The organism is Rhizobium sp. 01T437, from assembly GCF_056398505.1.
In genome coordinates this window covers 253,351-276,158 of the sequence record NZ_JBFTPM010000008.1, presented here as the reverse complement: position 1 = coordinate 276,158, position 22,808 = coordinate 253,351, and the positions used below count along the sequence as shown (strand labels likewise).

The following is a 22,808-nucleotide window of genomic DNA, read 5'->3' as shown; positions in this document are numbered from 1 at the left end:
ATCATCAATCTTGCGCCTGTAAAGCTTAGGCATAATATTGCCCATGTGTGCGCCAATCTGCGATTGGCGCGCTTTTATTTTATTGGAGTGGCTTTGGAATGATGCGGCAGTACGAGCTCGTGGAGCGGGTTCAGAAATACAAGCCCGATGCCAACGAAGCTCTGCTGAACAAAGCCTATGTCTACGCCATGCAGAAGCATGGGCAGCAGAAGCGAGCGAGCGGCGACCCTTACATCTCGCATCCGCTCGAAGTGGCCGCCATCCTGACCGACATGCATCTCGATGAATCGACGATTGCAGTCGCCCTTCTGCATGACACGATCGAGGATACGACGGCGACGCGCGCCGAGATCGACGAACTCTTCGGCGAGGATATCGGCCGCCTGGTCGAGGGCCTGACGAAGATCAAGAAGCTCGATCTCGTCACCAAGAAGGCCAAGCAAGCGGAAAATCTGCGTAAGCTGCTGCTTGCCATTTCCGATGACGTACGCGTCCTGCTGGTCAAGCTCGCCGATCGTCTCCACAACATGCGCACTCTCGACCATATGTCGCAGGAAAAGCGCGCGCGCATTTCTGAAGAGACGATGGAAATCTATGCGCCGCTCGCCGGCCGCATGGGTATGCAGGACATGCGCGAGGAGCTGGAGGAGCTCTCCTTCCGGCACATGAATCCGGAAGCCTACGAGACTGTCACCAAGCGCCTCGAGGAACTGTCGAAGCGCAATGAAGGTCTGGTCAAGAAGATCGAGGCCGAACTGCGCGACCTGCTGATCGCCAACGGATTGGCGACCGCCTATGTCAAGGGCCGGCAGAAAAAGCCCTATTCGGTATTCCGCAAGATGCAATCGAAGTCGCTCTCCTTCGAGCAGCTTTCCGATGTCTACGGTTTCCGCCTCATCGTCGAGGATATTCCTTCCTGCTACCGTGCGCTCGGCATCGTGCATACGCGCTGGCGTGTCGTGCCCGGCCGCTTCAAGGATTACATCTCGACCCCGAAGCAGAACGACTACCGGTCGCTGCACACCACCATCGTCGGCCCGTCGATGCAGCGCATCGAGCTGCAGATCCGCACCAAGCGCATGCATGAGATCGCCGAATTCGGTATTGCCGCTCATACGCTGTATAAGGACGGCGCCACCAATGCCGATGGCGATATCCTCTCGCGCGAAAGCAATGCCTATTCCTGGCTTCGGCACACGATCGAGGCGCTCGCCGAAGGCGATAGCCCCGAAGAGTTCCTCGAGCACACCAAGCTCGAGCTGTTTCAGGATCAGGTCTTCTGTTTCACGCCGAAGGGCAAGCTGATTGCCCTGCCGCGCGGTGCGACCCCGATCGACTTTGCCTATGCCGTTCATACCAACATCGGCGACACGACCGTCGGCGCCAAGATCAACGGCCGCATCATGCCGCTGGTGACCCGCCTCAACAATGGCGACGAAGTGGAGATCATCCGCTCTGGCGTGCAGGTTCCGCCGGCCGCCTGGGAAGAGATCGTCGTGACAGGCAAGGCGCGTGCAGCCATCCGCCGCGCGACGCGCATGGCGATCCGCAAGCAATATGCCGGTCTCGGCCACCGCATCCTGGAGCGCACTTTCGAGCGCGCCGGCAAGATCTTCTCGCGTGATGCCATGAAGCCGGCCCTCCACCGCCTGGGGCAGAAGGATGTGGAAGATGCAATCGCGGCCGTCGGCCGCGGCGAGATGTCTTCGCTCGACGTGCTGCGCGCTGTCTATCCCGATCATCAGGACGAGCGCGTCACCGTCAAGCCGGCCGGCGACGAGGGCTGGTTCAATGTCCGCAGCGCCGCGGGCATGATCTTCAAGATCCCCGGCAAGACCAAGGCCGATCTCGATGGCGAGCGCGCTTCCACCGAGAGCGATCCCGATATCGTGCCGATCCGCGGCCTCTCCGGCAATGTCGACGTCAAGTTCTCGCCGACCGGCGCCGTGCCCGGCGATCGCATCGTCGGCATCATGGAAAAGGGCAAGGGCATCACTATCTATCCCATCCAGTCGCCATCGTTGCAGCGCTTCGATGATCAGCCGGACCGCTGGATCGACGTGCGCTGGGATCTCGATGAGGCCAACAAATCCCGGTTCATGGCTCGCATCATGGTCAATGCGCTGAACGAGCCCGGCACGCTGGCCAAGGTGGCACAGACGGTCGCAAGCCTCGACGTCAATATCCGCATGCTGAACACGGTGCGTGTGGCCGCCGACTTCACCGAAATGGTGCTGGAAGTGGAAGTCTGGGACCTGCGTCAGCTCAACCAGCTTCTCTCTCAGCTCAAGGATCTGGACTGCATCGCGACGGTCCGGCGTCTCTACGAGTAGGATTTTATTAAAGTTTTGCCGATCGCAAAATTGCGTTTTGCATATTTTGTGATCATTTAATGGCCGAATTGGCATATTGAAAAGGCAAGCCATGCGCCTTGTGCATGCCTGTGCTCCGGTTACAGCGGTAGTAATTAACCGTTACCGCGACTATCTTCTGGTCATCAAGAAATGAAACGAAGATGAGGCAAAGCAATGTTTGAACCGATCAGGAAGTTCGCACGCGCCCTTCGCGCTCCGACCGCTCAGGAACGTGAAATGGCATATCTCAACGGCTCGCATGACCGTATTGATCTTGAATATCGTCAGCGTCAGGTCGATCGCGGCATCTTCCGCAATCGCTAATCGCTGAGATATACTTGAAGTAAGGAAGGGGCGTTATGCATGGTCCACGCCCCTTGGAAGAAAAGAAGGATAGACGGCCTGTTTGTGAAGCGGTTCCATTTGCCGCTCTTGTCATGGTGGTGTGCACTGCACTAAATACGCGCCATGTTGTTTCGCCGTCGCAAGCCCGCGGGATTTAAGGAAAAGCTGCGAGAGCTCGTATGGCCTCGCAAGGGTTTTCTGCGCCCGCCAAAATATCTCATGATGCGCGTCCTGCGCCTGACTGCCTCGCCGCATGCCGTTGCGGTGGGCGTCGCTGCGGGTGTCTTCGTTTCGTGGACACCCTTTATCGGCGTGCATTTCGTCATGGCCTTCGTCATCACCTATTTCCTGTCGGGCAATATGGTGGCGGCAGCACTTGGCTGTGCGGCCTTTGGCAATCCGCTGACCTATCCCTTCATCTGGGGCATTACCTGGGAAGTCGGTCACCTGCTGCTCAGCCGGCAGGACCAGATGGCCGGACAGACGATCGATCTCGCCGAGCTCTTCCACAAGCTGCATTTCACGGAACTCTGGAAGCCGGTGCTGGAGCCGATGCTGATCGGCGCCATCCCGCCGGCAGCCATCACCTCGGTTGCGCTTTATGTACTGACATTCTACACCGTGAGGGGCTTTCAGGCGCGTCGCCGCGCCCGGCTGATGGAGCGTGCGCGGCTGCGGCTCGCCGATCCCGCCACCGAGATGCCGACCGTCTGAGCCCGAAGCAGTTCTATCCCGAAAGGCCTCTCGCATGATCATCGGCATTGGCAGCGACCTCATCGACATCAGGCGCGTGGAGAAATCCATCGAGCGCTTCGGTGACCGCTTCACGCATCGCTGTTTCACCGAGATCGAGCGCGCCCGCTCGGATCGCCGCGCCAACCGCGCTGAATCCTATGCCAAGCGCTTCGCCGCCAAGGAGGCCTGCTCCAAGGCGCTCGGCACCGGGCTTTCGCAGGGCGTTTTCTGGAAGGATATGGGCGTCGTCAATCTGCCGAGCGGCAAGCCGACGATGCAGCTGACGGGCGGTGCCGCCGCCGTCCTCGAGGCCATGCTGCCGGCTGGCCACAAGGCCGCCATTCATTTGACAATAACGGATGATTATCCCTTGGCTCAGGCTTTTGTGATCATCGAAGCGCTGCCGAATGCCGTATGATAGCGACCTCTCGTCGCTTTTAATGCGGTCGTTATTGCCGCCACCGGCCGAAGCCGCTAGAGAGAACATCAGAAAGAAATGCGCCTTCATGGCGTCTTGAAGGAACAAGACTGCGTGTCCGAAAAAGTCGAAGCCAAGCCGAATGCCCTCTGGGAAAATATCAAGGTCATCATCCAGGCTCTCGTCCTGGCGATGGTTATCAGGACTGTACTGTTTCAGCCCTTTACCATTCCCTCGGGCTCGATGATGCCGACCTTGCTGGTCGGTGACTATATCTTCGTCAACAAATTTGCTTATGGCTATTCGAAATATTCGCTGCCTTTCTCGCCGAATATCTTCAGCGGCCGCATTTTTGGTTCAGATCCGAAGCGCGGCGATATCGTCGTTTTCCGTTTCCCGCCGAATCCTGAGGTCGATTACATCAAGCGCGTCGTCGGCCTGCCGGGCGATCATATCCAGGTCACCGACGGTATTCTCTACATCAACGGCAAGCCGGTTCCGAAGGTGCCCGATGGTACCTTCAATTCCGACTACAAGCTCGATCCGGGCCAGGACGTGCCGGTGTTCCGCGAGACGCTGGATGATGGCAAGACCTATGACACGCTCGACCAGTCGCCGGTTTCGCGCGGCGACAACACCCGCGAGTTCATCGTTCCGGAAGGCCATTACTTCATGATGGGCGATAACCGCGACAACTCGCTCGACAGCCGCTTCGATGTCGGCTTTGTGCCTGCGGAAAACCTTGTCGGCCGCGCCAGCGTCATCTTCTTCTCGCTGGGCAACGATACGTCCTTCCGCGAAATCTGGAAATGGCCGACCAACATGCGCTGGGACCGTCTCTTCAAGGTTGTTGAATGAGCAAGGCGCAGGCGCTCTCAGCGGCGGACCGCGCAAAGCTTGAAACCCTGATCGGGCATGAATTTGCCGAGAAGGAACGTCTGGACCGCGCGCTGACCCATGCCAGCGCGCGCACCGACAAGGGCAATTACGAGCGGCTTGAATTTCTCGGCGACAGGGTTCTCGGGCTCTGTATCGCCGAGTTGCTGTTTCGCACCTTCGGTGCCGCGACCGAAGGCGAGCTTTCGGTGCGGCTGAACCAGCTCGTCAGCGCCGAAACCTGCGCGGCAGTTGCCGACGAACTCAATCTTCATCTCTATATCCGCACCGGCGCCGACGTGAAGAAACTCACCGGCAAGCGCATGATGAACGTGCGTGCCGATGTCGTCGAAAGCCTGATTGCTGCGCTCTATCTTGACGGCGGCCTGGAGGTCGCCCGACGCTTCATTCTGCGCTATTGGGAGGGCAGGGCGGTGCGCGCCGATGGCGCCCGCCGTGATGCGAAGACCGAGTTGCAGGAATGGTCGCACGCCAAATATGGCGTCACACCCGTCTACCGGGTTGAAGAACGCAGCGGACCGGATCATGATCCTCGCTTCAAGGTGACTGTAGAAGTCGCTGGCGTTGCACCGGAAACAGGCATAGAGCGCTCCAAGCGCGCAGCAGAACAGGTCGCCGCGACGAGAATGCTCGAGCGCGAAGGCATTTGGCAGTCGACATCTGCCGGAAATTGACGGGATCAATGACAGAAGAAAACGAAATGGCGGCCGAAAGCTCCGCTGAAAGCAATCCGACGCATTCCGGCTTCGTCGCCTTGATCGGCCCGACCAATGCCGGCAAGTCGACGCTGGTCAACCGCCTCGTCGGTGCCAAGGTGTCGATCGTCAGCCATAAGGTGCAGACGACGCGCGCCATCGTGCGTGGCATTGCCATCCACAACAATGCGCAGATCGTCTTCATGGACACGCCCGGCATCTTCAAGCCGCGCCGCCGCCTCGATCGCGCCATGGTCACATCCGCCTGGGGCGGCGCCAAGGATGCCGATCTCATCATGCTGCTGATCGACAGCGAACGCGGTCTGCGCGGTGATGCCGAAGCCATTCTCGAAGGCTTGAAGGATGTTCCCCAGAGGAAGATCCTGGTCCTCAACAAGATCGACCGCGTCAATCGCGAGTTGCTTCTGGCAATCGCTGCCACCGCGAACCAGAAGGTCGACTTCGAGCAGACCTTCATGATCTCGGCCGAAAACGGTTCGGGCTGCGACGACGTAATGGATTATCTGGCAAAGACCCTGCCGGAGGGCCCGTGGTATTATCCGGAAGACCAGATCTCCGATCTGCCGATGCGCCAGCTCGCCGCCGAAATCACCCGCGAGAAGCTCTTCCTGCGTCTGCATCAGGAGCTTCCCTATTCCTCGCATGTCGAGACGGAAAAATGGGAAGAGCGCAAGGATGGCTCCGTGCGCATCGAACAGGTCATCTATGTCGAGCGCGACAGCCAGAAGAAGATCGCACTCGGCAAGGGCGGCGAAACGATCAAGGCGATCTCGTCGGCGTCGCGCCGCGAGCTGGCGGAAATCCTTGAACAGCCAGTCCATCTCTTCCTGTTCGTCAAGGTGCGTGAGAACTGGGGCGATGATCCCGAGCGCTTCCGTGAAATGGGCCTCGAATTTCCGCGCTAAGGCATGTCGCGCAAAAGTGTGCAGCGGTTTTGCGACAACGACATGCCTAAAACAAAGACTTAAAGCGTGGCAAGCGAATCTGAAAGATCGCGACACGCTTTAATTTGACAAGAAAATTGACAAGGGGCACTCAGCCCTTTGTTTTTTTATAAAAATCGCTGCTTGTTCCAAGGAACAAATCGGCCTGCCTGCGCATTGATCTGCCAACGGCGCTGCACCCTGCAGCGCCGGTTTTTGCGACAGCAGGGACAAGATGGCGACGGCAAAACCTACCCATTCCTTCAAGACGCCCTGCGAGCAGTGTCCGTTGCGGCCATTGCCGCATTTCCGAGAGTTCAGCCGCGACGAGCTGGAATTCGTGTCGAAATTCAAAAGGGGCGAACTGGCCGTCGATGCCGGCGCGACCATCTTGGTCGAAGGTGCCCACAGCGCCCATCTCTTTACGGTGCTCTCCGGTTGGGGCTTCCGCTACAAGATGCTGGAGGATGGCCGCCGGCAGATCCTGAACTACATCATGCCGGGCGACCTGATCGGCCTGCAGGGCACGATCATGGGCGAGATGCAGCATTCGGTGGAGGCCCTGTCACCGGTAACGCTCTGCGTCTTCGAGCGCGACAAGCTGATGACCCTTTATAACAAGCACCCTTCGCTTGCCTTCGATATTACCTGGATCGCGGCGCAGGAAGAGCGCATTCTCGACGAACACCTGTTGAGCATCGGCCGTCGTACGGCTCTCGAAAGAGCCGCCTATCTCATCGCCTTCCTGTTTGAACGCGCAAGGAAGCTCAGCCTTTTCAACGGCCGCAATGTCATCCCGATCACGCAACAGCATATTGCCGACACACTTGGTCTTTCGATCGTTCACACCAACAAGACCCTGAAAAAGCTTGCAGGACGCAACCTGATCCGTTGGCAGGAGCGCGGCTGCGACGTGTTGGACGGGGAGGGGCTGATGCAGGTGGCCGGCTGGGAAGGACTGCGCGAAGGAAGGCGTCCTTTCATCTAAATATGTCGCGCAAAAGTGTGCGGCGGTTTTGCGATAACGACATGCGCCAAACAAGAACTTAAAGCGTTGCGAGCGGATCTGAAAGATCGCGGCACGCTTTAGAATCTCTCCCGGTCGGATTGGTCAGCCTTGATGTCTTTTTTAAATGCAAATTGGCGTCAGAGAAACTAGAGTCGCGTCATCTTTCCTCCGACTTTCGTTTTTATCGACCGGAGACGAAAATGTGGCTATTCAGTTATGGTGGGCAACCACCGTCAACGGTCCAGGCGGGGCGCCGACGGAATGATGTTTGCAAAAAGGCCGAAGCGCTGCAATGTTTGCGCTTCACGAGGGGCATGGAGATCATGAACGCAAGAACCCGTGTTCTGGTCCTGGAAGACAGTCTGATCATCGCGATGGAGGCGGAGGATATCCTGCGTCTCGTTGGTGCTGATACCATCGATATCGCCAACAGCCTCGATCAGGCCAGGGACGCAATCCAGGGCGTAGATTACGATTTCGCACTTCTCGACGTGAATCTGGGAGAGGCGATGAGCTTCGATTTCGCGCGCGATCTGTCGCTGGCCAATATCCCGTTCGGCTTCGTGAGCGGCTATTCCGATACACAGGATTTCCCGACCGACCTTCAGGACGTGCCCCTTCTCGTCAAACCTTTCGACGAGAATGCGATGCGCGACTTCCTCCAGAAGCTTTTCCCGACGCCGGCGGAATGACAGATCCCTGAGCTTGCTTTAGAGTGAATCGGCAGGCTGAAGGACGGTTTTCCGATGCAATGGCAGGACCAGGCGATCATTCTTGGCGTCAAGCGCCACGGCGAGACGAGCGTCATCGCCGAGGTGATGACACGTGAGCGCGGCCGTCATCTCGGTCTCGTTCGCTCCGGCCGTTCGCGCACCATGCAGCCGGTGCTGCAGCCCGGCAATGAGGTGGAAGTCACCTGGCGTGCCCGGCTGGATGAACATCTCGGTGAATTCCGCCTCGAACCGGTAAAGCTACGCGCCGCACGTCTGATGGAGACGGCGACCGCCGTCTACGGCGTGCAGGCCATGGGCGCCCTGCTGCGCCTGCTGCCGGAGCGCGATCCGCATCCGCATCTCTTCGAGGCTTTGGAAGTCATCCTCGATCATCTCCACAATCCCACCGATGCCGGTGAGCTTTTCGTACGCTTCGAGCTTGCGGTGCTGAACGACCTTGGCTTCGGGCTCGACCTTACCGAATGTGCGGCGACTGGGACCCGCGCCGATCTCGCCTATGTCTCGCCGAAATCCGGCCGTGCCGTGAGCCGCGGTGCCGGAGAGCCTTGGGCCGACAAGATGCTGCTTTTGCCGGCATTCCTGAGTGCGCAGGAAAACCATGCGGCCGATTTCGAAAGCCTCACGGAGGCATTCCGTCTGACTGGATTCTTTCTGCATCGCTATGTCTATGAACCGCGTGGTCTGGAGGCTTCGGCAGCGCGTGAAGGTTTCGTTCAAGCGGCACTTAAAGCGCTAAATCCGGCTGCGCGGACGCTTTTGCGGCCGGATGAGCTTTCTGCCTGAGCGGCTTTTCATCCCTGCAAAACGGTCTTCAGTTTTGGCGGTTTACCCTCATGCGCCGCACCCCTATCTCTCCGTCAATGGAAAGTCTCTAAGCGCTCAAGGAGGAAGCCATGCTGACCAGGCCCGATACATCGACCACCATCACGCTCTGGAACGGACAGGAGGTTCCCCGCCTCGGCATGGGCTGCTGGGCGATCGGCGGTCCGTTCTTCGCGGGCGATACGCCGCTCGGATGGGGCGAGGTGGACGACAATGAATCCATCGCCGCGATCAATCGCGCGATCGACCTTGGCATTCGCTTTTTCGATACGGCCTCGAATTACGGCGCCGGCCATTCGGAAGAGGTTCTGGGACAGGCGATCGGCAATCGCGCCGATATCGTCATTGCCACCAAGTTCGGTTTTGCCACCAATCCGGAAACGAAGCAGGCGACCGGCGCCTTTGCGGATCCAGCCTTCATCCGCCAGTCCGTCGAGACGTCGCTGCGCCGGCTGAAGCGCGCGCGCCTCGATCTTCTGCAGTTTCATCTCAACGATTTTCCGCTGGAACAGTCCGACGAGGTCTTCGATACGCTGCAGGCCCTGCGGGCAGAGGGCAAGATCGATGCCTTCGGCTGGAGCACGGATTTCCCCGATCGCGCCGCCCGCCACGCCAGTCGGTCGGGCTTCGTCTCGATCCAGCATACGATGAACGTCTTCGAGCCCGTGCCCCAGATGATCGATGTCGTCGAAAAGAACAGTCTCATCTCCATCAATCGTGGTCCGCTTGCCATGGGCCTGCTGACAGGCAAGTTCACGCCGGACAAGGCCGTGGGCGCCAAGGACGTGCGCGGTGCAGCACTCGAATGGATGGTCTATTTTAAGGATGGCCGCATCGCGCCGGAATTTGCCGCAAGGCTCGATGCCGTACGCAGCCTGCTCACGTCTGACGGACGCACGCTGACGCAGGGCGCGCTCGCCTGGCTCTGGGCGCGCTCGCCGCGCACCCTGCCCATTCCCGGTTTTCGGACCGTCGCTCAGGTCGAGGAAAATGCCCGCGCACTGGAAAAGGGTCCATTGCCGGCCGATGTGATGGCGGAGATCGACGCGGCACTGGCCCGCGTCTGAGACCGGGTTCAGGCTCGGGCGCGAACCTTGAAGGTCCAGCCTTCCGGCCGCGCATCGATGATCTTCACCTCGTCGCCGATCGTGACCCTGCCGGTACCGTGCGGGGTCACGTTCCAGCCGAAAAGCGGACCAGGCACGCGCCGGTCTCCCGACATGCGGATGCGACCCATGGCGGGCATGGGGTTCGCCACTTCGCGTGACCCTGTCAACTGGTCCTGCGTCGTCATGATGCAGCGGGCGCAGGGCTTGACGAGATCGAAACGGATGCCGGCGATCTCGATCGCGGCCCAGCGGTCCTCCGCCCAGGCCTCGTCCGTATCGATGACGATATTCGGCCGGAAGCGCTCCATGCCGACGCCGCCTTCGGCATGGGCTGATAGATCGGCGTTCAGCGCCTTCAGCGATCCCGTCGTCGTCACCAGGATCTGGTAGCCGTCGGTAAAGGTCACCGGCGTGTTTTCGCCCGCCCATTCGGCATTGGCCGTTCGTTCTGCCTCGTCGTCGAAGAAGACGAGCTTTACCTCGCGGCCGAGCCATTCCGAAAGCCTGACGTTGCTGTCTTCGTCGGCAACGGCGGCGCTGACGGCCGATTTCCAGACTATGACATCGAGCCGCCGGTCCGGATGCGGCGGCGGTACGGCGATATCAGGCTTGCCCTGCATCAGCAGCCGGAAGGCGCCGGCCTCGGGCCGTACGTCGATGCGGGCAAGGGCCGGGAGCTCGCGTTGCGTGATGAAATGTCCGTCCGCGTCCGTCACCATGGCGCGCCGGTCGCCGGGCAGGCCATAGGCATCGATCTCGGTAGAGGGCAGGGCGATGCCACGGGCGCTCTTGAGCGGGTAGATGAAGAGATCGCTGACACGCATCATAGGCTCCTAGATTTCATCCATAAATGCCGCGAGGAAGTCGCGCAGGCTCCTGTCGCGGGCCGCGGCCAGTTCGCGGCCGGTCCGGGTCTGGAAACCATCCGCCAGTTTGAACAGCTTCGTCTGGAAATGGTCAATCGCATAACGCTTGTCATCGAGCGGCCGGTCCTCGGAAGCCGGATCGAAAGGATCGTAGAGGCCCGATCCGAGCCGACCTGCAATATAGAAACAGCGCGCCGCACCGACCATGCCGATGGCATCCAGCCGGTCGGCATCCTGCAGGATTTTCGCCTCCAGCGTTTCCGGTGGCACGTTCGCCGAGAAGCTGTGCGCGGTCACCGCATGGGCGACATCAGCGATATCCTCATTGCCCCATCCAAGCTCTTTCAAGATCCGCGACGCTTTTTCTGCGGCGAGTGCCGATGCTTGGGCGCGCAGCGGCGAATTCTTCTCGACGGCGACGCAATCATGCAGCAGCACGGCAGCGGCCAGCACGTGGCCCTTCCCGCCTTCTGCGGCGTGGAGGCGCATGGCATTGCGGAAGACACGCAGGATATGGGCGAGGTCGTGAGACCCGTCGTCACCCTCGGTCGCATGTGGAATGAGCTCCACAGCCAGAGACTCGTGTGGAGAGAAGGCTTCGGCCTTGAACATCGTCGTCACCGGTTTTCAAAGGGTTCGTATACCGTCGATAACGGCTTGGCCGGCGAGTCGCAACGTGCCGCGATCAGCGCCGGAGCTTGGCGAACGGCGTAATGCCATTCGTCTTTGGCGGCATGGATAACATGCGGGTCGCGTCGCCGAACGGTTTTGGGGCGCTGATATAATAGCCCTGGATCTCGTCACATGCCTCGCGTTCGAGCAGCGCCATCTGCTCTGCGGTTTCCACGCCCTCCACGGTCACGCGCATGCCGAGCGCATCGCCAAGCAGGATGATCGCGCGCATGATCGCATGTGCTTCCCTGTTCTCGGCGATGTCGTTCACGAACGACTTGTCGATCTTGATCTTGTCGAACGGGAAGCTCGAGAGGTAGCTCAGCGACGAATAACCGGTCCCGAAATCGTCCATGGAAATGCGGATGCCGCGTTCCCTGAGCGCATGCAGGATCGGCATTACCTCATCACGATTTTCCATCAGCACGCTTTCGGTGATCTCCAGTTCGAGACGCGAAGGCGAAAGTTCTGCGGCAGCAAGCGCCTCGCCGACATCCTTCGGCAGGTCGCTGCTGCTGAACTGGATGGCCGAGACATTGACGGCAATCTTGATATCTTCGGGCCATTGCGCTGCATCGTTGCAGGCGCGGCGCAAAACCCAGCGGCCGATATCGACCACGAGGCCGACCTCTTCGGCAAGCGGAATGAAATCCATCGGCGAGACCCGGCCGCGCACCGGATGATTCCAGCGGATCAGCGCCTCAAAGCCGCAGATGCGATGCTGTGTCAGGTCGTAGAGCGGCTGGTAGTGAAGCTCGAATTCCTCGTTGTGTACGGCGGCCCGCAGGTCGGCCTCCAGCGCGTGGCGGGCCTGCATCTTCTCGTCCATCTCGACGGTGAAGAAGCGTTCATGCCGGCGCCCGTCCGCCTTGGCGTGGGAGAGTGCCATCGCCGCATTGCGCAGCAGCTTATCGGTCTCGACAGCGTCGTCAGGGGCGATCGAAATGCCCATGGAAACACTGAGTTCCACCTGCTTGTCGCCGCGGAAGAAGGGTTCGCTGAGCTCACGGCGGATCTGGTCGGCGAGTGCTGTGATGTTCCACGGCTGCTGGCGGCGCGTCTGCAGGATCGCGAATTCGTCCGAGCCGAGACGGGCAAGAATGTTTTCCGAGCCGGCCGAGGCGCGGATGCGCTCTGCCACTTGCTGCAGGATCTTGTCGCCGGCCGAAACACCCATCGTATTGTTGATCGACTTGAACCGGTCGAGATTGAGATGCACGAGCGCGATCTGCTCGTCTTCTTTGCGCTCGGCAAGGGCCGCATCGAGCTGCTCGCGGAAGCGAATGCGGTTCGGCAGGCCGGTCAGCGGATCGTGATGGGCGAGATAGGTAATGCGCTCGGCGGCCTTGCGGTCTTCGGTAATGTCGGCATGGATGGCGATATTGCTGCCGTCGGCAAGGATGGTAACGACGCTCTGGATGATGCGACCGTCATCCATCAGCCATTCGCGCCGGCGGATGCGCCCTGCCTTCGAGGAGGCTTCCTGGCCTTCCTTCCTGCTGCGTGTCCTGGCGCCGGCCTGCTCAGTGCCGCGCGTCCTGTGCATCAGGTCGGCAATCGTCGTACCGGGCACAACGTCGCCGTCGCTAAAGCCGAAGAGCTGACGGAAGCGCAGGTTGGAAAGGGTCAGGCGCTGGTCCGCATCGAACACGCTGAGGCCGAGCGGCAGGTTGTTCAGGACGATTTCGAAGAGCTTGCGCTGTTCTGCAAGGGCCTGCGTGGTGGAACTGATCGTCTTCTGCAATTCGCGGTTTTCGATGAGCAACGTCCCGGCGCTGCGCTCGATTTCGTCATATTCGCTTTCATGGCTGCGATAGGTCGCGATGACGAGCTCCATCAGATGCTCTGCATCGATCGATCCGTCCTCATCGACGGCCTGCGTGCACTGTTGCCAGAAAAGCGTCTCAGCTTTCATGCGCACGAGTCCCCTCGCGGGACGATTGCGATGGAAGCATGGCAAAATGCGAAGGCGTCTTCGATTGGCAAAGGTGCCATATCGCGCCGGGCATGAAAAAGACCTTTCTAAAATGAATGCAAGAATCACTTTTTTTGTAAGCAGCAGGTGGCCATTTCCGGCAACTCGCGAGCGGCATCTTCTACCGGGCCGATTAATAATCGGTTGCAACTCGGAGGCCCATTATAGCTAGCCGGCAATTTGTTTGTATCTCGCAAACTACTGAAATACCGAGGAAACCTGGATTTCCGGGGTGATTGGAAAGTGTTGCGAAAATGGATCGTTACACTTTGTCAACTATAGTTAATCGAGAGTTAACAGCTTATTGACCGAAGCCGCAAATCAGTTTAGTCAACGATCCAGCCTTTGATATTTTCCACCCGTGTATTGCGTACAGACTCTCACCGGAAAAAGCGGTGAACGGAGGTTTGTATGACTGTTATTTCATCAGTTCCAGACATCTCTTATGCATATTTGGCAACGCTCTCGCGGCTTGATGCCAATGGTGACGGCGTGTTGAGCCGCACGGAACGTGCGGCAGATAAGAAGCCCGGCATCATCAGGGAGTTTCTCGAAGAGCATGATGCTGACAACGCGCAGCCGCAATATCCGAGCAGCCTCGTCGCGCTCATGATGGAATACAGCGACAACGGCTCGCCAACCGGCACAGCCGTCCCCCATGCGCTGCAGCAGGTTGTCCCTGATGCCGATGACCAGGCGATGCAGATTTATCGCAATACCTACGGCGAGTTCGATTTCGGTATCGCCGCCTGAGCCCTAGTCGTTGGCTGCAGCAGTCGAGCCGGCCTCGTGGCCGGCTTTTTCTTGCCTTTTATGCAGGCAGGAACACCTTCCTTCGTGAGGTGTTGGGACACAGTCCCCGAAACGGAAGGAAACCGGATGAAAATCATATGCACCATCGCTGCCCTGGGGCTGCTTGCGGCGGCGTCCCAAGGCTTTGCCCAGGACAAGCAGACGGCAACGGCAAATTTTATCGGCCCTGACGGCAAGGAGGCCGGCCGCGCCACGCTGACCTCTGCGGCCAATGGTGGTGTCTTCATCGAGGCGGAAATCTCCGGCCTGCCCGTCAACAAATGGGTCGCCTTCCATATTCATGAGATCGGCCGCTGCGATGCCGCGACCCATCATCAATCGGCCGGCGGTCATTTCAATCCGACCAAGGCCGAGCATGGTTTCCTGGCCGCCAAGGGGCCGCATGCCGGCGATATGCCGAACCAATATGTGGGTCAGGACGGCATCCTGCGCGCACAGGTCTTCGACACCATGATCTCGCTCGATGGCAGGGAGGATGGTGTGCGTGGCCGCGCGCTGATGGTGCATGCCGATTCCGATGATTATCGAAGCCAGCCTTCGGGCGGCGCCGGCGACAGGATCGCCTGCGGCGTGATCAAATAGATTACGGCTGCGTCTGCGGGGATGCCTTCGGCGTCCTCTTGCGGGCCGGAGCCTCGATCGGCTTTTCTTCCGGAACGGAGGCCGGGTTGGTCGGCGCCAGCAGCTGTACCGGATTATAGTTCACCTGCGGATAGGGGATTGTGATTCCCTTGTCATCGAAGGCAAGCTTGGCGCGTTTGATCATGTCGCGGCTGAGGTTCCACCAGTCGCCGGTCGATGCCCAATAGCGCAGCGTCACATAGATCGCACTGTCGCCAAGGCTGTCGACGAATACGCTCGGCGCGGGCGTTCTCAGGACACGCTTATCGGCATTGGCGAGCCCCGTCAGCGTCTCCATCGCCAGATCGAGATCGTCCTCGTAAGCAATGCCGATCTTCAGATCATTTTGCCGGGTGGGCTGGCGGCTATAGTTGGTGATCGGCGTATTCCAGAGCGTTGAGTTGGGCGCCAGGCGATAAAGGCCGTCTCCCGTCTTCAGCTCCGTGGCAAAGAGGCCGATCTCCAGCACCGTCCCGGTAACAGTGCTTGTCTCGATATACTCCCCGACGCGGAAGGGGCGCAGCACGAGCAGCATGATGCCGGCCGCGATATTCTGCAACGTGCCCTGCAGAGCCAGACCGACGGCAAGGCCGGCGGCGCCGAGAGTGGCGATGATCGATGCCGTCTGCACGCCGAACTGCCCGAGAACGGTGACAAAGACCAACACCAGCATCGCATAGCGCACGACATTGGTAAAGAAACGGGCGAGCGTCTCGTCGATGCCGCGCACGCGCGAGATGCCCTCATAGGCCCAGCGGCTGACGAGGTTCGCCATCAACCAGCCGACGATGAGCAGGATGAGCGCCCCGAGGATGGAGAAGGAATATTGTACGGCAAGCGCGCTCGCCTGATCGAGCGCTGAGCGGGTTGCGATGATAAGGTCGGTGGCCTGCTGTTCCATCACGTGCTCCTCGAATGCCTTGTCGAAGGCTAGATGGAGCAGGGGTGAGGAGCGTCAACCGTTTGAATTGTCCCTGACGGTCAGCACGAAGGGCGCGTTGCCGTCGGCATCCGCACCGCGGCCGATGGCTCTCACGGCATCGACGAGCCGGCCGCGCCGGTCAAGCAGCGCATCGCCGATTTCGACAATCCGAGCATTCGGCGTCGCATAGCGCGAGGCGGTTCGCAGCCGCCGGGCAAGCGCCATATCCTCCTGCTCGGGCGCGAGCGAGAGAGCCGCTATCAGCGCCGCGGCAGGCGAGCGAGACACGCCCATCCAGCAATGGACGAGCAGCGGTGCTTCCTGCTGCCAGCCGGCGGCAAAATCGATGATCGCCCGCACATGCTTTTCGTCGGGCGCCACCAGATCGCCCGTTCCCTTGAAGGAAATGTCGTTCATGTTGAGCAGCAGATGCCGGTCGGCCTGGATGACGCCCGGCCGGTGAAAGGCCTGCTCCTTCGCCATCAGGCTGATCATCTCGCGCGCCTTGTGCCGCACGGCCATTTCGGCGATGCGCGCCAGTGGAGAAACCACGATGACGGTCACGACGCGATGCCCCGCTTCGCCTCGATCTCCGCGAAGCGCTCGCAGAAGAGCCGCTGCGCTTCGAGCGCCGGGACGGGATCGATCGAGAGCATATCCCGGGTGATGCCGCGCGGCTGACCGAAGAATTTCTGCGCCTCCGCAGGCGTGAAGCCGGCAAGGACAGTTGCCTCGAAATAGGCGGCGATCGTATCGGCCTTCTTGATCTTGTCCTTAAGCTCGCGGGAGGGGTGCGGCGGCAGGCCGAAGCGGAGATGAACGGCCGCTTCCAGCCGCTTCTCGACCGTCTTGTATCCGCCGCCGACGACGGCCTTGAAGGGGGAGATCATGTCGCCGATCACATATTCGGGCGCGTCATGCAGCAGCGCCATCAGGCAATCGCCAGGTGTGGCCTCATTGAAATGCCGGAAGATGGATTCGACGACAAGGCAGTGCTGCGCAACGGAAAAGGCATGGTCACCCGCCGTCTGGCCGTTCCAGCGGGCGACGCGTGCAAGTCCGTGGGCGATATCGCTCAATTCGACGTCGAGCGGCGAGGGATCGAGCAGATCGAGCCGCCGACCGGACAGCATGCGTTGCCAGGCACGTGGAGCCTTCGCAGTCGTCACGCGCTGGCCTCGTCTGAGGAAGTCGGAAAGCTGAGCCCAGACCAGGCGGGTAGGCTGAGCGTCACGGAAACATCGCCGGCAAGCAGCGGCGTGCCGGATGCCATGGCCTCGCCGGCGCGGTCGGTGCGCACGATCGCCAATCCGCTCGTCCCCTTGACGGAGCCGAGCGTACCGACCGGCTTGCCATTGGCGGTGATTTCAGTGCCGGTGGCAGGTAGTGCGACACCTGCCGAAACGGTCACGACGCGCCGCCGGGCCGTACCGCGATGCTGCATGCGGGACACCACTTCCTGGCCGACATAACAGCCCTTCTTGAAGGAGAGGCCGCCGTTGAAATCCATCAGCACATCATGCGGAAAGGCATCCTGAAGCGCATAATCAGGTCCTGACGTGACGATGCCATTCTCGATGCGCAAGGCATCGTAGAGCGCCGCATCATCGCTGCCATGATGACCGGCACGACGCAGAACGGTGACATTAGCCTTGGCAAAGCGACTGTCCTTGACGCCTTCTTCGGCATCCTCTCCCCAGGAGACGGTAACACCATCTTCGGTAACTGGCGTCAGCGTCACCGGCGCGCGCAGGCGATACATGGTCAGGCGCTTCAGCAAGGCTTCTCGCTGGGCCGCATCCGTTTCGATAATGAAGCCGTCACCCTCGCGCCAGATGACGAAGTCGAACAGGATCTTACCCTGCGGCGTCAGCAATGCGCCCGGCCGCGCCTCGTCCGCACCGAGCGAGACGATGTCTGTGGTGATCAGATTCTGCAGGAAGGATTCCGCTTCCACGCCGCCGACGGCAATGAGCGAGCGGTCTTTCAGGAATACGGCTGGCATGGCGAAACCTGTCGCGTTGGTGATCGCTCAGAGGTAAGTCTTTGAAGCGGATGGTGCAAGCGCTCTACAGCATCGGCCCGAAAATCGGGAATCGATTTTCGGAAAGCCTGATACGTAGATTCAAGGAGTTAGTGCGTCCGAATGGACGCACGGCGCTCCAGCATCAGTCGCCGGCTGTAAAAAACTTCCATTTGCCATCCGGCGCGATGCCGACGCGATAGAAATTATAGCCGCCGAATTCCTGCATGTCGGAGAGATCGCCTGCCGTGACGATGCGCAGCAGCTCCACGCGTTCCGGCGGCGTCAGTGATTTCAGGTCTTTCTCGGCAAAATAGGGCCAGACATACATTTCCTCGGGCGTGCCCTGGCCGACATGCACGAAACCGGTCGAGATGACGTCGAGCATGATCGCAAGGATCTCGTCGCCATCAGGATCGCCGGAGAGATCCTTCAGCGTGCCGATTGGATCATCCGTGGGTTCGCCGACCGTCACCTGGGTCTGATCGGCACCGGTCCCCATCAGTGGGCGCAAGCGTTCGAGATCGCCTGAGGCGGCCGCCTCGACGATCTGTTCGCGCATCTTGCGCACCGGTTCCGGCGCCTTGCTGATGTCGTAGATCACTTCGACGGGTTTGGAATCGTCGGATGCGCCTGGCGTCTTGTCGACGCTCTGGCCGCTCTCTTTGTTGACGAGCGGATCGGGCTGGGGAATGCCTGACGAACCGTTCTGCGGTGGAGCCGGCTGCTGTGGGCTCTGCTGCGCCGTGGCAGGCGCATCGGGCTGGCCCGGAATTTTCTGAAGTTCGGAAAGCGCGTAGGCGGAAGAAGCGGACAGCATGCTGCCTGCGGCGAGGCCGATGGCAAACAGGACCGGCGCGAGCGAAATTCGCCAGGAAATATCTTTACCGGTACGCATGAGACTCTCTGTATTGCCCCTATTGCAGGGTCCTGTTGGTGGAAAACTCACCTGCCAGCATGCGGTCGCGCAACGAGTCCAGCAAGGCCTCGGCGCTGTTTTCTCCATGCAGTCTGATCGTCTCGCGCAGCGCATGAGCAATCGCAGCATCGGCAATGATTTCAGGCTCGATGCCATCGGCCATGCCGTCAGCCCAAGCCTCGTTCTGGTATTCCAGAGCCGCCTGCATCTTTTCGTGGACGATCATGTCGTCGATGTCGTTGAGGCTTGGTTCCATTATCTTTTCCTCAGAACTTCTCATGTCTTACCGCTGTGTTAACAACACTAACAGCCTTTTCCCAAAACGACACGGCCGCATGCGAAATCAGGTTAATTAAACGTTAATTTCCAAAGCGCGAAGTAATTTCTGTGGCAAGTGTTGCACCTTCGTTACGGTAGCGCTCTTCTGCCACGATGGCCGCCTGCGTGCAATCCGTGTAAACAGAGGCGAATGCTCGGTATCCGCGATTGAAGGCTGCGGTCAGTTTTTCCTTGCGCTGCGGCTCCCCATTCGTTTCGGAATCAAGCAGTTGCTGCATGTCGGCCCGCCATTCGTCCGCCCCTGGCGCCTTGCAGAGCGTGCGCAGATAATGCACCGAGCCCAGAACCTCAGCCAGCCGCGCCAGCTTGTCGTCATAGGGTACGGTCGCAACCTGCGGCACTATCTCCTCCACCGGCGGAGGCGCATTCTTGCCGCCCTGCGCCCCACCTTGCGCCATTGTGGGACCGGCCCAGACGAGGCCGCCAAAGACGAGAGATGACAAAACAACGCGTCGAACGGGAATCATGCTCCCAGTTGATACAGGGAGCATGACAGGAACAAGGCGGATGCGGCAATTTCCACTTCTATTCTAGCGAGGGCTTCATTCGCCGGCCGCCAGCCGCTCCGTGCATTCGAGCACACTTTGCGGCACTGGCATGCGCCGGATCTCTTCCACGCTGTACCAGCCGATCGCTGCCGCATCGTCAGCGGCTTCAGCCACCAGGTGGCGGTCCGCCTCGACGCGGAAGACGGAGAGGAAGAAATGGCTGCTGATGCTGCCATCGGGCGCATGCGTCTTCAGGTCATAGGTGGAGAACAGGCGCGGATTTCGTGCCTGAATGCCGGTCTCCTCAAGGAATTCGCGCAGTGCCGTTTCCTCGGGCGTCTCGCCGGGTTCGCCTCGTCCACCGGGAAAGGCATACATATCGGCCGAAGGCGGGTTTCGCCTGAGCACGAGAAGGAACCGGCCATCACGTTCAAGGATGGCGGAAGAGGCGGGTTTGGCTTGGGAGGTCATTGCTTCGCACGCTTTGCTGTGATGGCGCCTTATCCCACGGGCGGCTCACCTTGCGCAACCATCGGCATTACATGGAATATGGCTCCACGATTCCTGCGAGACGCCCGTGACCTACCTGATCTATGCCCTTGCCGCCCTCTTCGAAATTGCCGGCTGCTTCGCCTTCTGGGCCTGGCTGCGGCTGTCAAAGCCCGTCTGGTGGCTGGCACCCGGCATGGTGTCGCTGGCGCTCTTTGCCTGGCTGCTGACCCTGGTGCCGAGCGAGGCGGCCGGGCGCACCTTCGCGGCCTATGGCGGCATTTACATCGTCGCCTCGCTGCTATGGCTATGGCTGGCGGAAAACCGCGTTCCCGACCGCTGGGACATCGGTGGCGCGGTGGTCTGCCTCGCCGGCACGGCCATCATCCTCTTTGCACCGCGCAGTTAGAACAATTCCGCAAAAGATGTGCAGCGCCTCCCATTCGGAATTGCTTGAGGGCAAACCGTCTTGACCGATGTCGGGCACGATGCAAAGACATCCCTATGTGCGGACGTTTTGCCCTGACAGAAGTGGTCAAGGATATCGCCGAAGCTTTCAGCCTTGCCGAGCTGGAAGGCTTTCCGGCGCGCTACAATATTGCGCCGACGCAGCCGATCCTCGTCGTCATCGCGGGCGAGGGGCAGGAACCGGGCAGCAACCTGCCGGATCGCCGGGCGCTTCTGGTGCGCTGGGGTTTCACGCCGGGCTGGGTCAAGGATCCCAAGGAATTTCCGCTGCTGATCAATGCGCGCTCGGAGACCGCAATCGGCAAAGCCTCGTTCCGCGCCGCCATGCGCCATCGCCGCATCCTCATTCCGGCCTCCGGCTTTTATGAATGGCATCGCCCCTCAAAGGAAAGCGGCGAGAAGGCACAGGCCTATTGGATCCGGCCGCGCCGCGGCGGCGTTATCGCTTTTGCCGGCCTCATGGAGACATGGTCCTCGGCCGATGGGTCTGAGGTCGATACCGGCGCTATCCTGACAACCAAGGCCAACAGCGCGATCTCTTCGATCCACGACCGCATGCCCGTCGTGATCCAGCCTGAGGATTTTTCCCGCTGGTTGGACTGCAAGACGCAGGAGCCGCGCGAGGTCGTCGACCTCATGCAGCCGGTCCAGGAGGATTTCTTCGAGGCGATCCCGGTCTCCGACAAGGTCAACAAGGTCGCCAATATGGGGCCGGATCTGCAGGATCCAGTGCCCCTCGAAAAGGTGCCGAAGCCACCGCAGAAGAAAACATCTGACGACGGCCAGCTCAGCTTCTTTTGAAACCCGAAGCCGCCATCCTGTTGAATGGAAAACCCGGTGATCTCTGCCAGCCGGCTTTGGCCAAGAGGCGCGTCTCTTTCAGCCCATTTTTGCCAGACCCGCCGCATGGCGGGTTCTGGATGTCAGTATCCGGCATGGTCATGAGCCCGCTGTCAATCAGCCTGCTCGTGCGCTTCTTCGCGCCCGCTTAGGCGAGTTTCTTGACCGGTGCCGGCTTTGCCATCATCGAGGCCGCAGCCACGGCCTTGAGGCCGAGCGGGCGGTAGTTGGTCGCGAGATCCGGCTTGGCTGCCTGCTGCTGTTCCGACTTCTTCGAGGTCACGATACTCTCCTTACGTGTTTCTCTAGAATTTTATCTGTCTTGTTCTTTTGTCTTTAATAGCGACAAAAGCGAGGCACCGCCTATCAGGAAATGTAAACACAGACCATAATTCGCGAGGCTTAACCGAAGCCTGCGTTCGTTAATACTTACTTAATAAAGTAGATGCTCAGATGTGGCGACCGATGTCGTCCTCGCCGATACCGGGTTCCTGGATTGTCAGCGTGCCATATTTGCGCTTCCACTTTCGCGCGCCGAAGGGCAGCGAAATGAGGTAGGCGCAGACGGTGAAGACCATCACTTCCCAGGTAAAGCTCATCAGCAGCGCGACGTAGATCACGACACCGAGCATGGCCGGCAGCACGAGATCACGCCGCATCCGGCTTTCGGATTTACCGGACCAGACAGGCAGACGGCTGATGAGCAGGAAGGCGATGAGGACCGTGTAACCCGAGGAGAGAAAGGCGAAGGTCCGGTCGGTGGTGAGGCCGAGGAAGCCGAGATAGACAGGCAGAAGCACCAGCATCGCGCCGGCCGGGGCCGGCACTCCGACGAAATATTCCGATTGCCAGGGCGCACGGTTCTCGCGCTCCGACATCACGTTGAAGCGCGCCAGCCTGAGGCCGGCGGCGATCGTGTAGATGAGCGCGGCGATCCAGCCCAGCGAACGCGCCGCGTCAAGTGCATAGACATAGACCACGAGGGCAGGGGCGACGCCGAAATTGACGATATCGGCAAGCGAATCCATCTGCGCGCCGAATTTCGACGTGGCCTTCATCAGTCGCGCCACGCGGCCGTCGATGCCGTCGAGGAAAGCGGCGACGAGCACCATGGCGACAGCCAGCTCATAGCGACCTTCGAAGGCAAGCCGGATGCCGGTCAGACCGGCGCAGATGGCAAGGATGGTGATGAGGTTCGGAACGACGAGCCGGATCGGAATCTCGCGCAGGCGCGGCCCGCGGGCCGAATCGTCGTTCGGGCCGTTCGGTTCGAAGGGCGGAAAGGGTGTTTCCATATCGCGCTCTCCTGAA

At 60.1% G+C, this 22,808-nt stretch carries 28 protein-coding genes and 1 pseudogene; 16 read left to right on the top strand and 13 right to left on the bottom strand.

Features of this window, described 5'->3' with window-relative positions; genetic code table 11:
• The first annotated feature begins 98 nt into the window (after nt 1–98).
• The 11 genes from AC1DM5_RS19115 to AC1DM5_RS19065 all read left to right on the top strand — a co-directional run bounded on the left by AC1DM5_RS19115 (nt 99) and on the right by AC1DM5_RS19065 (nt 10,020).
• Nucleotides 99–2,333, top strand: coding sequence for a RelA/SpoT family protein (locus AC1DM5_RS19115; RefSeq protein ID WP_113325272.1), 2,235 nt, complete (start codon nt 99–101; stop codon nt 2,331–2,333).
• Between the two features lie 195 nt (nt 2,334–2,528).
• Entirely contained in the window at nt 2,529–2,678 is a 150-nt protein-coding gene (locus AC1DM5_RS19110; RefSeq protein ID WP_018115599.1) for a DUF3563 family protein, read from the top strand.
• A gap of 144 nt (nt 2,679–2,822) precedes the next feature.
• Complete coding sequence (locus AC1DM5_RS19105; RefSeq protein WP_477822699.1) at nt 2,823–3,413, top strand: DUF2062 domain-containing protein; 591 nt, start codon at nt 2,823–2,825, stop codon at nt 3,411–3,413.
• Between the two features lie 34 nt (nt 3,414–3,447).
• Nucleotides 3,448–3,852, top strand: a complete 405-nt coding sequence (acpS, locus tag AC1DM5_RS19100; RefSeq protein WP_007820138.1) for a holo-ACP synthase — start codon at nt 3,448–3,450, stop codon at nt 3,850–3,852.
• Between the two features lie 114 nt (nt 3,853–3,966).
• Entirely contained in the window at nt 3,967–4,710 is a 744-nt protein-coding gene (lepB, locus tag AC1DM5_RS19095) for a signal peptidase I (RefSeq protein ID WP_477822700.1), read from the top strand.
• Entirely contained in the window at nt 4,707–5,423 is a 717-nt protein-coding gene (rnc, locus tag AC1DM5_RS19090; RefSeq protein ID WP_113325270.1) for a ribonuclease III, read from the top strand. Before lepB ends, rnc begins: the two co-directional genes overlap by 4 nt.
• An 8-nt stretch (nt 5,424–5,431) precedes the next feature.
• Nucleotides 5,432–6,370 carry a GTPase Era gene (era, locus tag AC1DM5_RS19085; protein ID WP_477822701.1) on the top strand — a complete coding sequence of 313 codons (939 nt, stop codon included), beginning with the start codon at nt 5,432–5,434 and terminating at the stop codon, nt 6,368–6,370.
• 253 nt (nt 6,371–6,623) lie between these two features.
• Entirely contained in the window at nt 6,624–7,376 is a 753-nt protein-coding gene (locus AC1DM5_RS19080; RefSeq protein WP_477820229.1) for a Crp/Fnr family transcriptional regulator, read from the top strand.
• A 221-nt stretch (nt 7,377–7,597) separates the two neighbouring features.
• A complete protein-coding gene (locus AC1DM5_RS19075; RefSeq protein ID WP_477820228.1) occupies nt 7,598–8,089 on the top strand; it encodes a response regulator in 492 nt (163 codons plus the stop codon).
• A gap of 54 nt (nt 8,090–8,143) precedes the next feature.
• On the top strand, nt 8,144–8,914 hold the full coding sequence (gene recO / locus AC1DM5_RS19070) for a DNA repair protein RecO (protein ID WP_477820227.1): 771 nt from the start codon (nt 8,144–8,146) through the stop codon (nt 8,912–8,914).
• Between the two features lie 110 nt (nt 8,915–9,024).
• Entirely contained in the window at nt 9,025–10,020 is a 996-nt protein-coding gene (locus AC1DM5_RS19065) for an aldo/keto reductase (protein ID WP_477820226.1), read from the top strand.
• Nucleotides 10,021–10,028: 8 nt separating this feature from the next.
• Here the strand turns inward: AC1DM5_RS19065 and AC1DM5_RS19060 are convergent, their stop codons facing one another.
• The 3 genes from AC1DM5_RS19060 to AC1DM5_RS19050 form a co-directional block, all read right to left on the bottom strand.
• On the bottom strand, nt 10,029–10,886 hold the full coding sequence (locus tag AC1DM5_RS19060; RefSeq protein ID WP_477820225.1) for an MOSC domain-containing protein: 858 nt from the start codon (nt 10,884–10,886) through the stop codon (nt 10,029–10,031).
• A gap of 9 nt (nt 10,887–10,895) precedes the next feature.
• Complete coding sequence (locus AC1DM5_RS19055) at nt 10,896–11,540, bottom strand: HD domain-containing protein (protein WP_477820224.1); 645 nt, start codon at nt 11,538–11,540, stop codon at nt 10,896–10,898.
• Between the two features lie 73 nt (nt 11,541–11,613).
• On the bottom strand, nt 11,614–13,515 hold the full coding sequence (locus AC1DM5_RS19050) for a putative bifunctional diguanylate cyclase/phosphodiesterase (RefSeq protein ID WP_477820223.1): 1,902 nt from the start codon (nt 13,513–13,515) through the stop codon (nt 11,614–11,616).
• Nucleotides 13,516–13,986: 471 nt separating this feature from the next.
• Here AC1DM5_RS19050 and AC1DM5_RS19045 point away from each other — a divergent pair, with 471 nt between their 5' ends.
• On the top strand, nt 13,987–14,328 hold the full coding sequence (locus AC1DM5_RS19045) for a hypothetical protein (RefSeq protein WP_477820222.1): 342 nt from the start codon (nt 13,987–13,989) through the stop codon (nt 14,326–14,328).
• Nucleotides 14,329–14,454: 126 nt separating this feature from the next.
• Entirely contained in the window at nt 14,455–14,970 is a 516-nt protein-coding gene (locus AC1DM5_RS19040; RefSeq protein ID WP_477820221.1) for a superoxide dismutase family protein, read from the top strand.
• A gap of 1 nt (nt 14,971) precedes the next feature.
• Here the strand turns inward: AC1DM5_RS19040 and AC1DM5_RS19035 are convergent, their stop codons facing one another.
• From AC1DM5_RS19035 to AC1DM5_RS19000, 8 genes are all read right to left on the bottom strand, one after another.
• Nucleotides 14,972–15,910 carry a mechanosensitive ion channel family protein gene (locus tag AC1DM5_RS19035; RefSeq protein WP_477820220.1) on the bottom strand — a complete coding sequence of 313 codons (939 nt, stop codon included), beginning with the start codon at nt 15,908–15,910 and terminating at the stop codon, nt 14,972–14,974.
• Between the two features lie 54 nt (nt 15,911–15,964).
• The gene (locus tag AC1DM5_RS19030; RefSeq protein WP_477820219.1) at nt 15,965–16,495 is read right to left on the bottom strand and encodes a tyrosine phosphatase family protein; all 531 of its coding nucleotides are present in this window, start codon (nt 16,493–16,495) and stop codon (nt 15,965–15,967) included.
• A complete protein-coding gene (locus tag AC1DM5_RS19025) occupies nt 16,492–17,100 on the bottom strand; it encodes an HD domain-containing protein (RefSeq protein WP_477820218.1) in 609 nt (202 codons plus the stop codon). The genes AC1DM5_RS19030 and AC1DM5_RS19025 overlap by 4 nt, the downstream gene beginning before the upstream one ends.
• Nucleotides 17,097–17,936 (bottom strand): CAF17-like 4Fe-4S cluster assembly/insertion protein YgfZ, encoded by an 840-nt coding sequence (gene ygfZ / locus AC1DM5_RS19020; RefSeq protein WP_477975422.1) that lies wholly within the window; start codon nt 17,934–17,936, stop codon nt 17,097–17,099. The genes AC1DM5_RS19025 and ygfZ overlap by 4 nt, the downstream gene beginning before the upstream one ends.
• Nucleotides 17,937–18,099: 163 nt before the next feature.
• A complete protein-coding gene (locus AC1DM5_RS19015; RefSeq protein ID WP_477820216.1) occupies nt 18,100–18,852 on the bottom strand; it encodes a hypothetical protein in 753 nt (250 codons plus the stop codon).
• Nucleotides 18,853–18,871: 19 nt separating this feature from the next.
• Nucleotides 18,872–19,129, bottom strand: a complete 258-nt coding sequence (locus tag AC1DM5_RS19010; RefSeq protein WP_007820178.1) for a hypothetical protein — start codon at nt 19,127–19,129, stop codon at nt 18,872–18,874.
• Nucleotides 19,130–19,232: 103 nt separating this feature from the next.
• Nucleotides 19,233–19,703 (bottom strand): TIGR02301 family protein, encoded by a 471-nt coding sequence (locus AC1DM5_RS19005; RefSeq protein ID WP_477820215.1) that lies wholly within the window; start codon nt 19,701–19,703, stop codon nt 19,233–19,235.
• A 51-nt stretch (nt 19,704–19,754) separates the two neighbouring features.
• A complete protein-coding gene (locus AC1DM5_RS19000; protein WP_477820214.1) occupies nt 19,755–20,171 on the bottom strand; it encodes an NUDIX hydrolase in 417 nt (138 codons plus the stop codon).
• Between the two features lie 106 nt (nt 20,172–20,277).
• On the opposite strand from AC1DM5_RS19000, the gene AC1DM5_RS18995 reads away from it, so the two are divergent.
• From AC1DM5_RS18995 to AC1DM5_RS18985, 3 genes and pseudogenes are all read left to right on the top strand, one after another.
• A complete protein-coding gene (locus tag AC1DM5_RS18995; protein WP_477820213.1) occupies nt 20,278–20,598 on the top strand; it encodes a YnfA family protein in 321 nt (106 codons plus the stop codon).
• Nucleotides 20,599–20,693: 95 nt separating this feature from the next.
• Nucleotides 20,694–21,458, top strand: coding sequence for an SOS response-associated peptidase (locus AC1DM5_RS18990; protein ID WP_477820212.1), 765 nt, complete (start codon nt 20,694–20,696; stop codon nt 21,456–21,458).
• A 52-nt stretch (nt 21,459–21,510) separates the two neighbouring features.
• Nucleotides 21,511–21,649: pseudogene (locus AC1DM5_RS18985) on the top strand (amino acid transporter); the annotation flags it as partial.
• On the opposite strand, the gene AC1DM5_RS18980 reads toward AC1DM5_RS18985, so the two are convergent.
• Nucleotides 21,646–21,780: a hypothetical protein gene (locus tag AC1DM5_RS18980; protein WP_018115574.1), complete on the bottom strand. Its 135-nt coding sequence runs from the start codon at nt 21,778–21,780 to the stop codon at nt 21,646–21,648. The pseudogene AC1DM5_RS18985 and the gene AC1DM5_RS18980 overlap by 4 nt on opposite strands.
• Before the next feature lie 166 nt (nt 21,781–21,946).
• Nucleotides 21,947–22,792, bottom strand: a complete 846-nt coding sequence (pssA, locus tag AC1DM5_RS18975) for a CDP-diacylglycerol--serine O-phosphatidyltransferase (protein ID WP_477820211.1) — start codon at nt 22,790–22,792, stop codon at nt 21,947–21,949.
• Nucleotides 22,793–22,808: the final 16 nt, after the last annotated feature.

Coding starts and splice junctions, on each gene's coding strand:
- AC1DM5_RS19115 (WP_113325272.1), top strand. CDS start 99: ATGATGCGGCAGTACGAGCTCGTGGAGCGGGTTCAGAAATACAAGCCC.
- AC1DM5_RS19110 (WP_018115599.1), top strand. CDS start 2,529: ATGTTTGAACCGATCAGGAAGTTCGCACGCGCCCTTCGCGCTCCGACC.
- AC1DM5_RS19105 (WP_477822699.1), top strand. CDS start 2,823: ATGTTGTTTCGCCGTCGCAAGCCCGCGGGATTTAAGGAAAAGCTGCGA.
- acpS (WP_007820138.1), top strand. CDS start 3,448: ATGATCATCGGCATTGGCAGCGACCTCATCGACATCAGGCGCGTGGAG.
- rnc (WP_113325270.1), top strand. CDS start 4,707: ATGAGCAAGGCGCAGGCGCTCTCAGCGGCGGACCGCGCAAAGCTTGAA.
- era (WP_477822701.1), top strand. CDS start 5,432: ATGACAGAAGAAAACGAAATGGCGGCCGAAAGCTCCGCTGAAAGCAAT.
- AC1DM5_RS19080 (WP_477820229.1), top strand. CDS start 6,624: ATGGCGACGGCAAAACCTACCCATTCCTTCAAGACGCCCTGCGAGCAG.
- AC1DM5_RS19075 (WP_477820228.1), top strand. CDS start 7,598: ATGTGGCTATTCAGTTATGGTGGGCAACCACCGTCAACGGTCCAGGCG.
- recO (WP_477820227.1), top strand. CDS start 8,144: ATGCAATGGCAGGACCAGGCGATCATTCTTGGCGTCAAGCGCCACGGC.
- AC1DM5_RS19065 (WP_477820226.1), top strand. CDS start 9,025: ATGCTGACCAGGCCCGATACATCGACCACCATCACGCTCTGGAACGGA.
- AC1DM5_RS19060 (WP_477820225.1), bottom strand. CDS start 10,886: ATGCGTGTCAGCGATCTCTTCATCTACCCGCTCAAGAGCGCCCGTGGC.
- AC1DM5_RS19055 (WP_477820224.1), bottom strand. CDS start 11,540: ATGTTCAAGGCCGAAGCCTTCTCTCCACACGAGTCTCTGGCTGTGGAG.
- AC1DM5_RS19050 (WP_477820223.1), bottom strand. CDS start 13,515: ATGAAAGCTGAGACGCTTTTCTGGCAACAGTGCACGCAGGCCGTCGAT.
- AC1DM5_RS19045 (WP_477820222.1), top strand. CDS start 13,987: ATGACTGTTATTTCATCAGTTCCAGACATCTCTTATGCATATTTGGCA.
- AC1DM5_RS19040 (WP_477820221.1), top strand. CDS start 14,455: ATGAAAATCATATGCACCATCGCTGCCCTGGGGCTGCTTGCGGCGGCG.
- AC1DM5_RS19035 (WP_477820220.1), bottom strand. CDS start 15,910: ATGGAACAGCAGGCCACCGACCTTATCATCGCAACCCGCTCAGCGCTC.
- ygfZ (WP_477975422.1), bottom strand. CDS start 17,936: ATGCCAGCCGTATTCCTGAAAGACCGCTCGCTCATTGCCGTCGGCGGC.
- AC1DM5_RS19015 (WP_477820216.1), bottom strand. CDS start 18,852: ATGCGTACCGGTAAAGATATTTCCTGGCGAATTTCGCTCGCGCCGGTC.
- AC1DM5_RS19010 (WP_007820178.1), bottom strand. CDS start 19,129: ATGGAACCAAGCCTCAACGACATCGACGACATGATCGTCCACGAAAAG.
- AC1DM5_RS19005 (WP_477820215.1), bottom strand. CDS start 19,703: ATGCTCCCTGTATCAACTGGGAGCATGATTCCCGTTCGACGCGTTGTT.
- AC1DM5_RS19000 (WP_477820214.1), bottom strand. CDS start 20,171: ATGACCTCCCAAGCCAAACCCGCCTCTTCCGCCATCCTTGAACGTGAT.
- AC1DM5_RS18990 (WP_477820212.1), top strand. CDS start 20,694: ATGTGCGGACGTTTTGCCCTGACAGAAGTGGTCAAGGATATCGCCGAA.
- pssA (WP_477820211.1), bottom strand. CDS start 22,792: ATGGAAACACCCTTTCCGCCCTTCGAACCGAACGGCCCGAACGACGAT.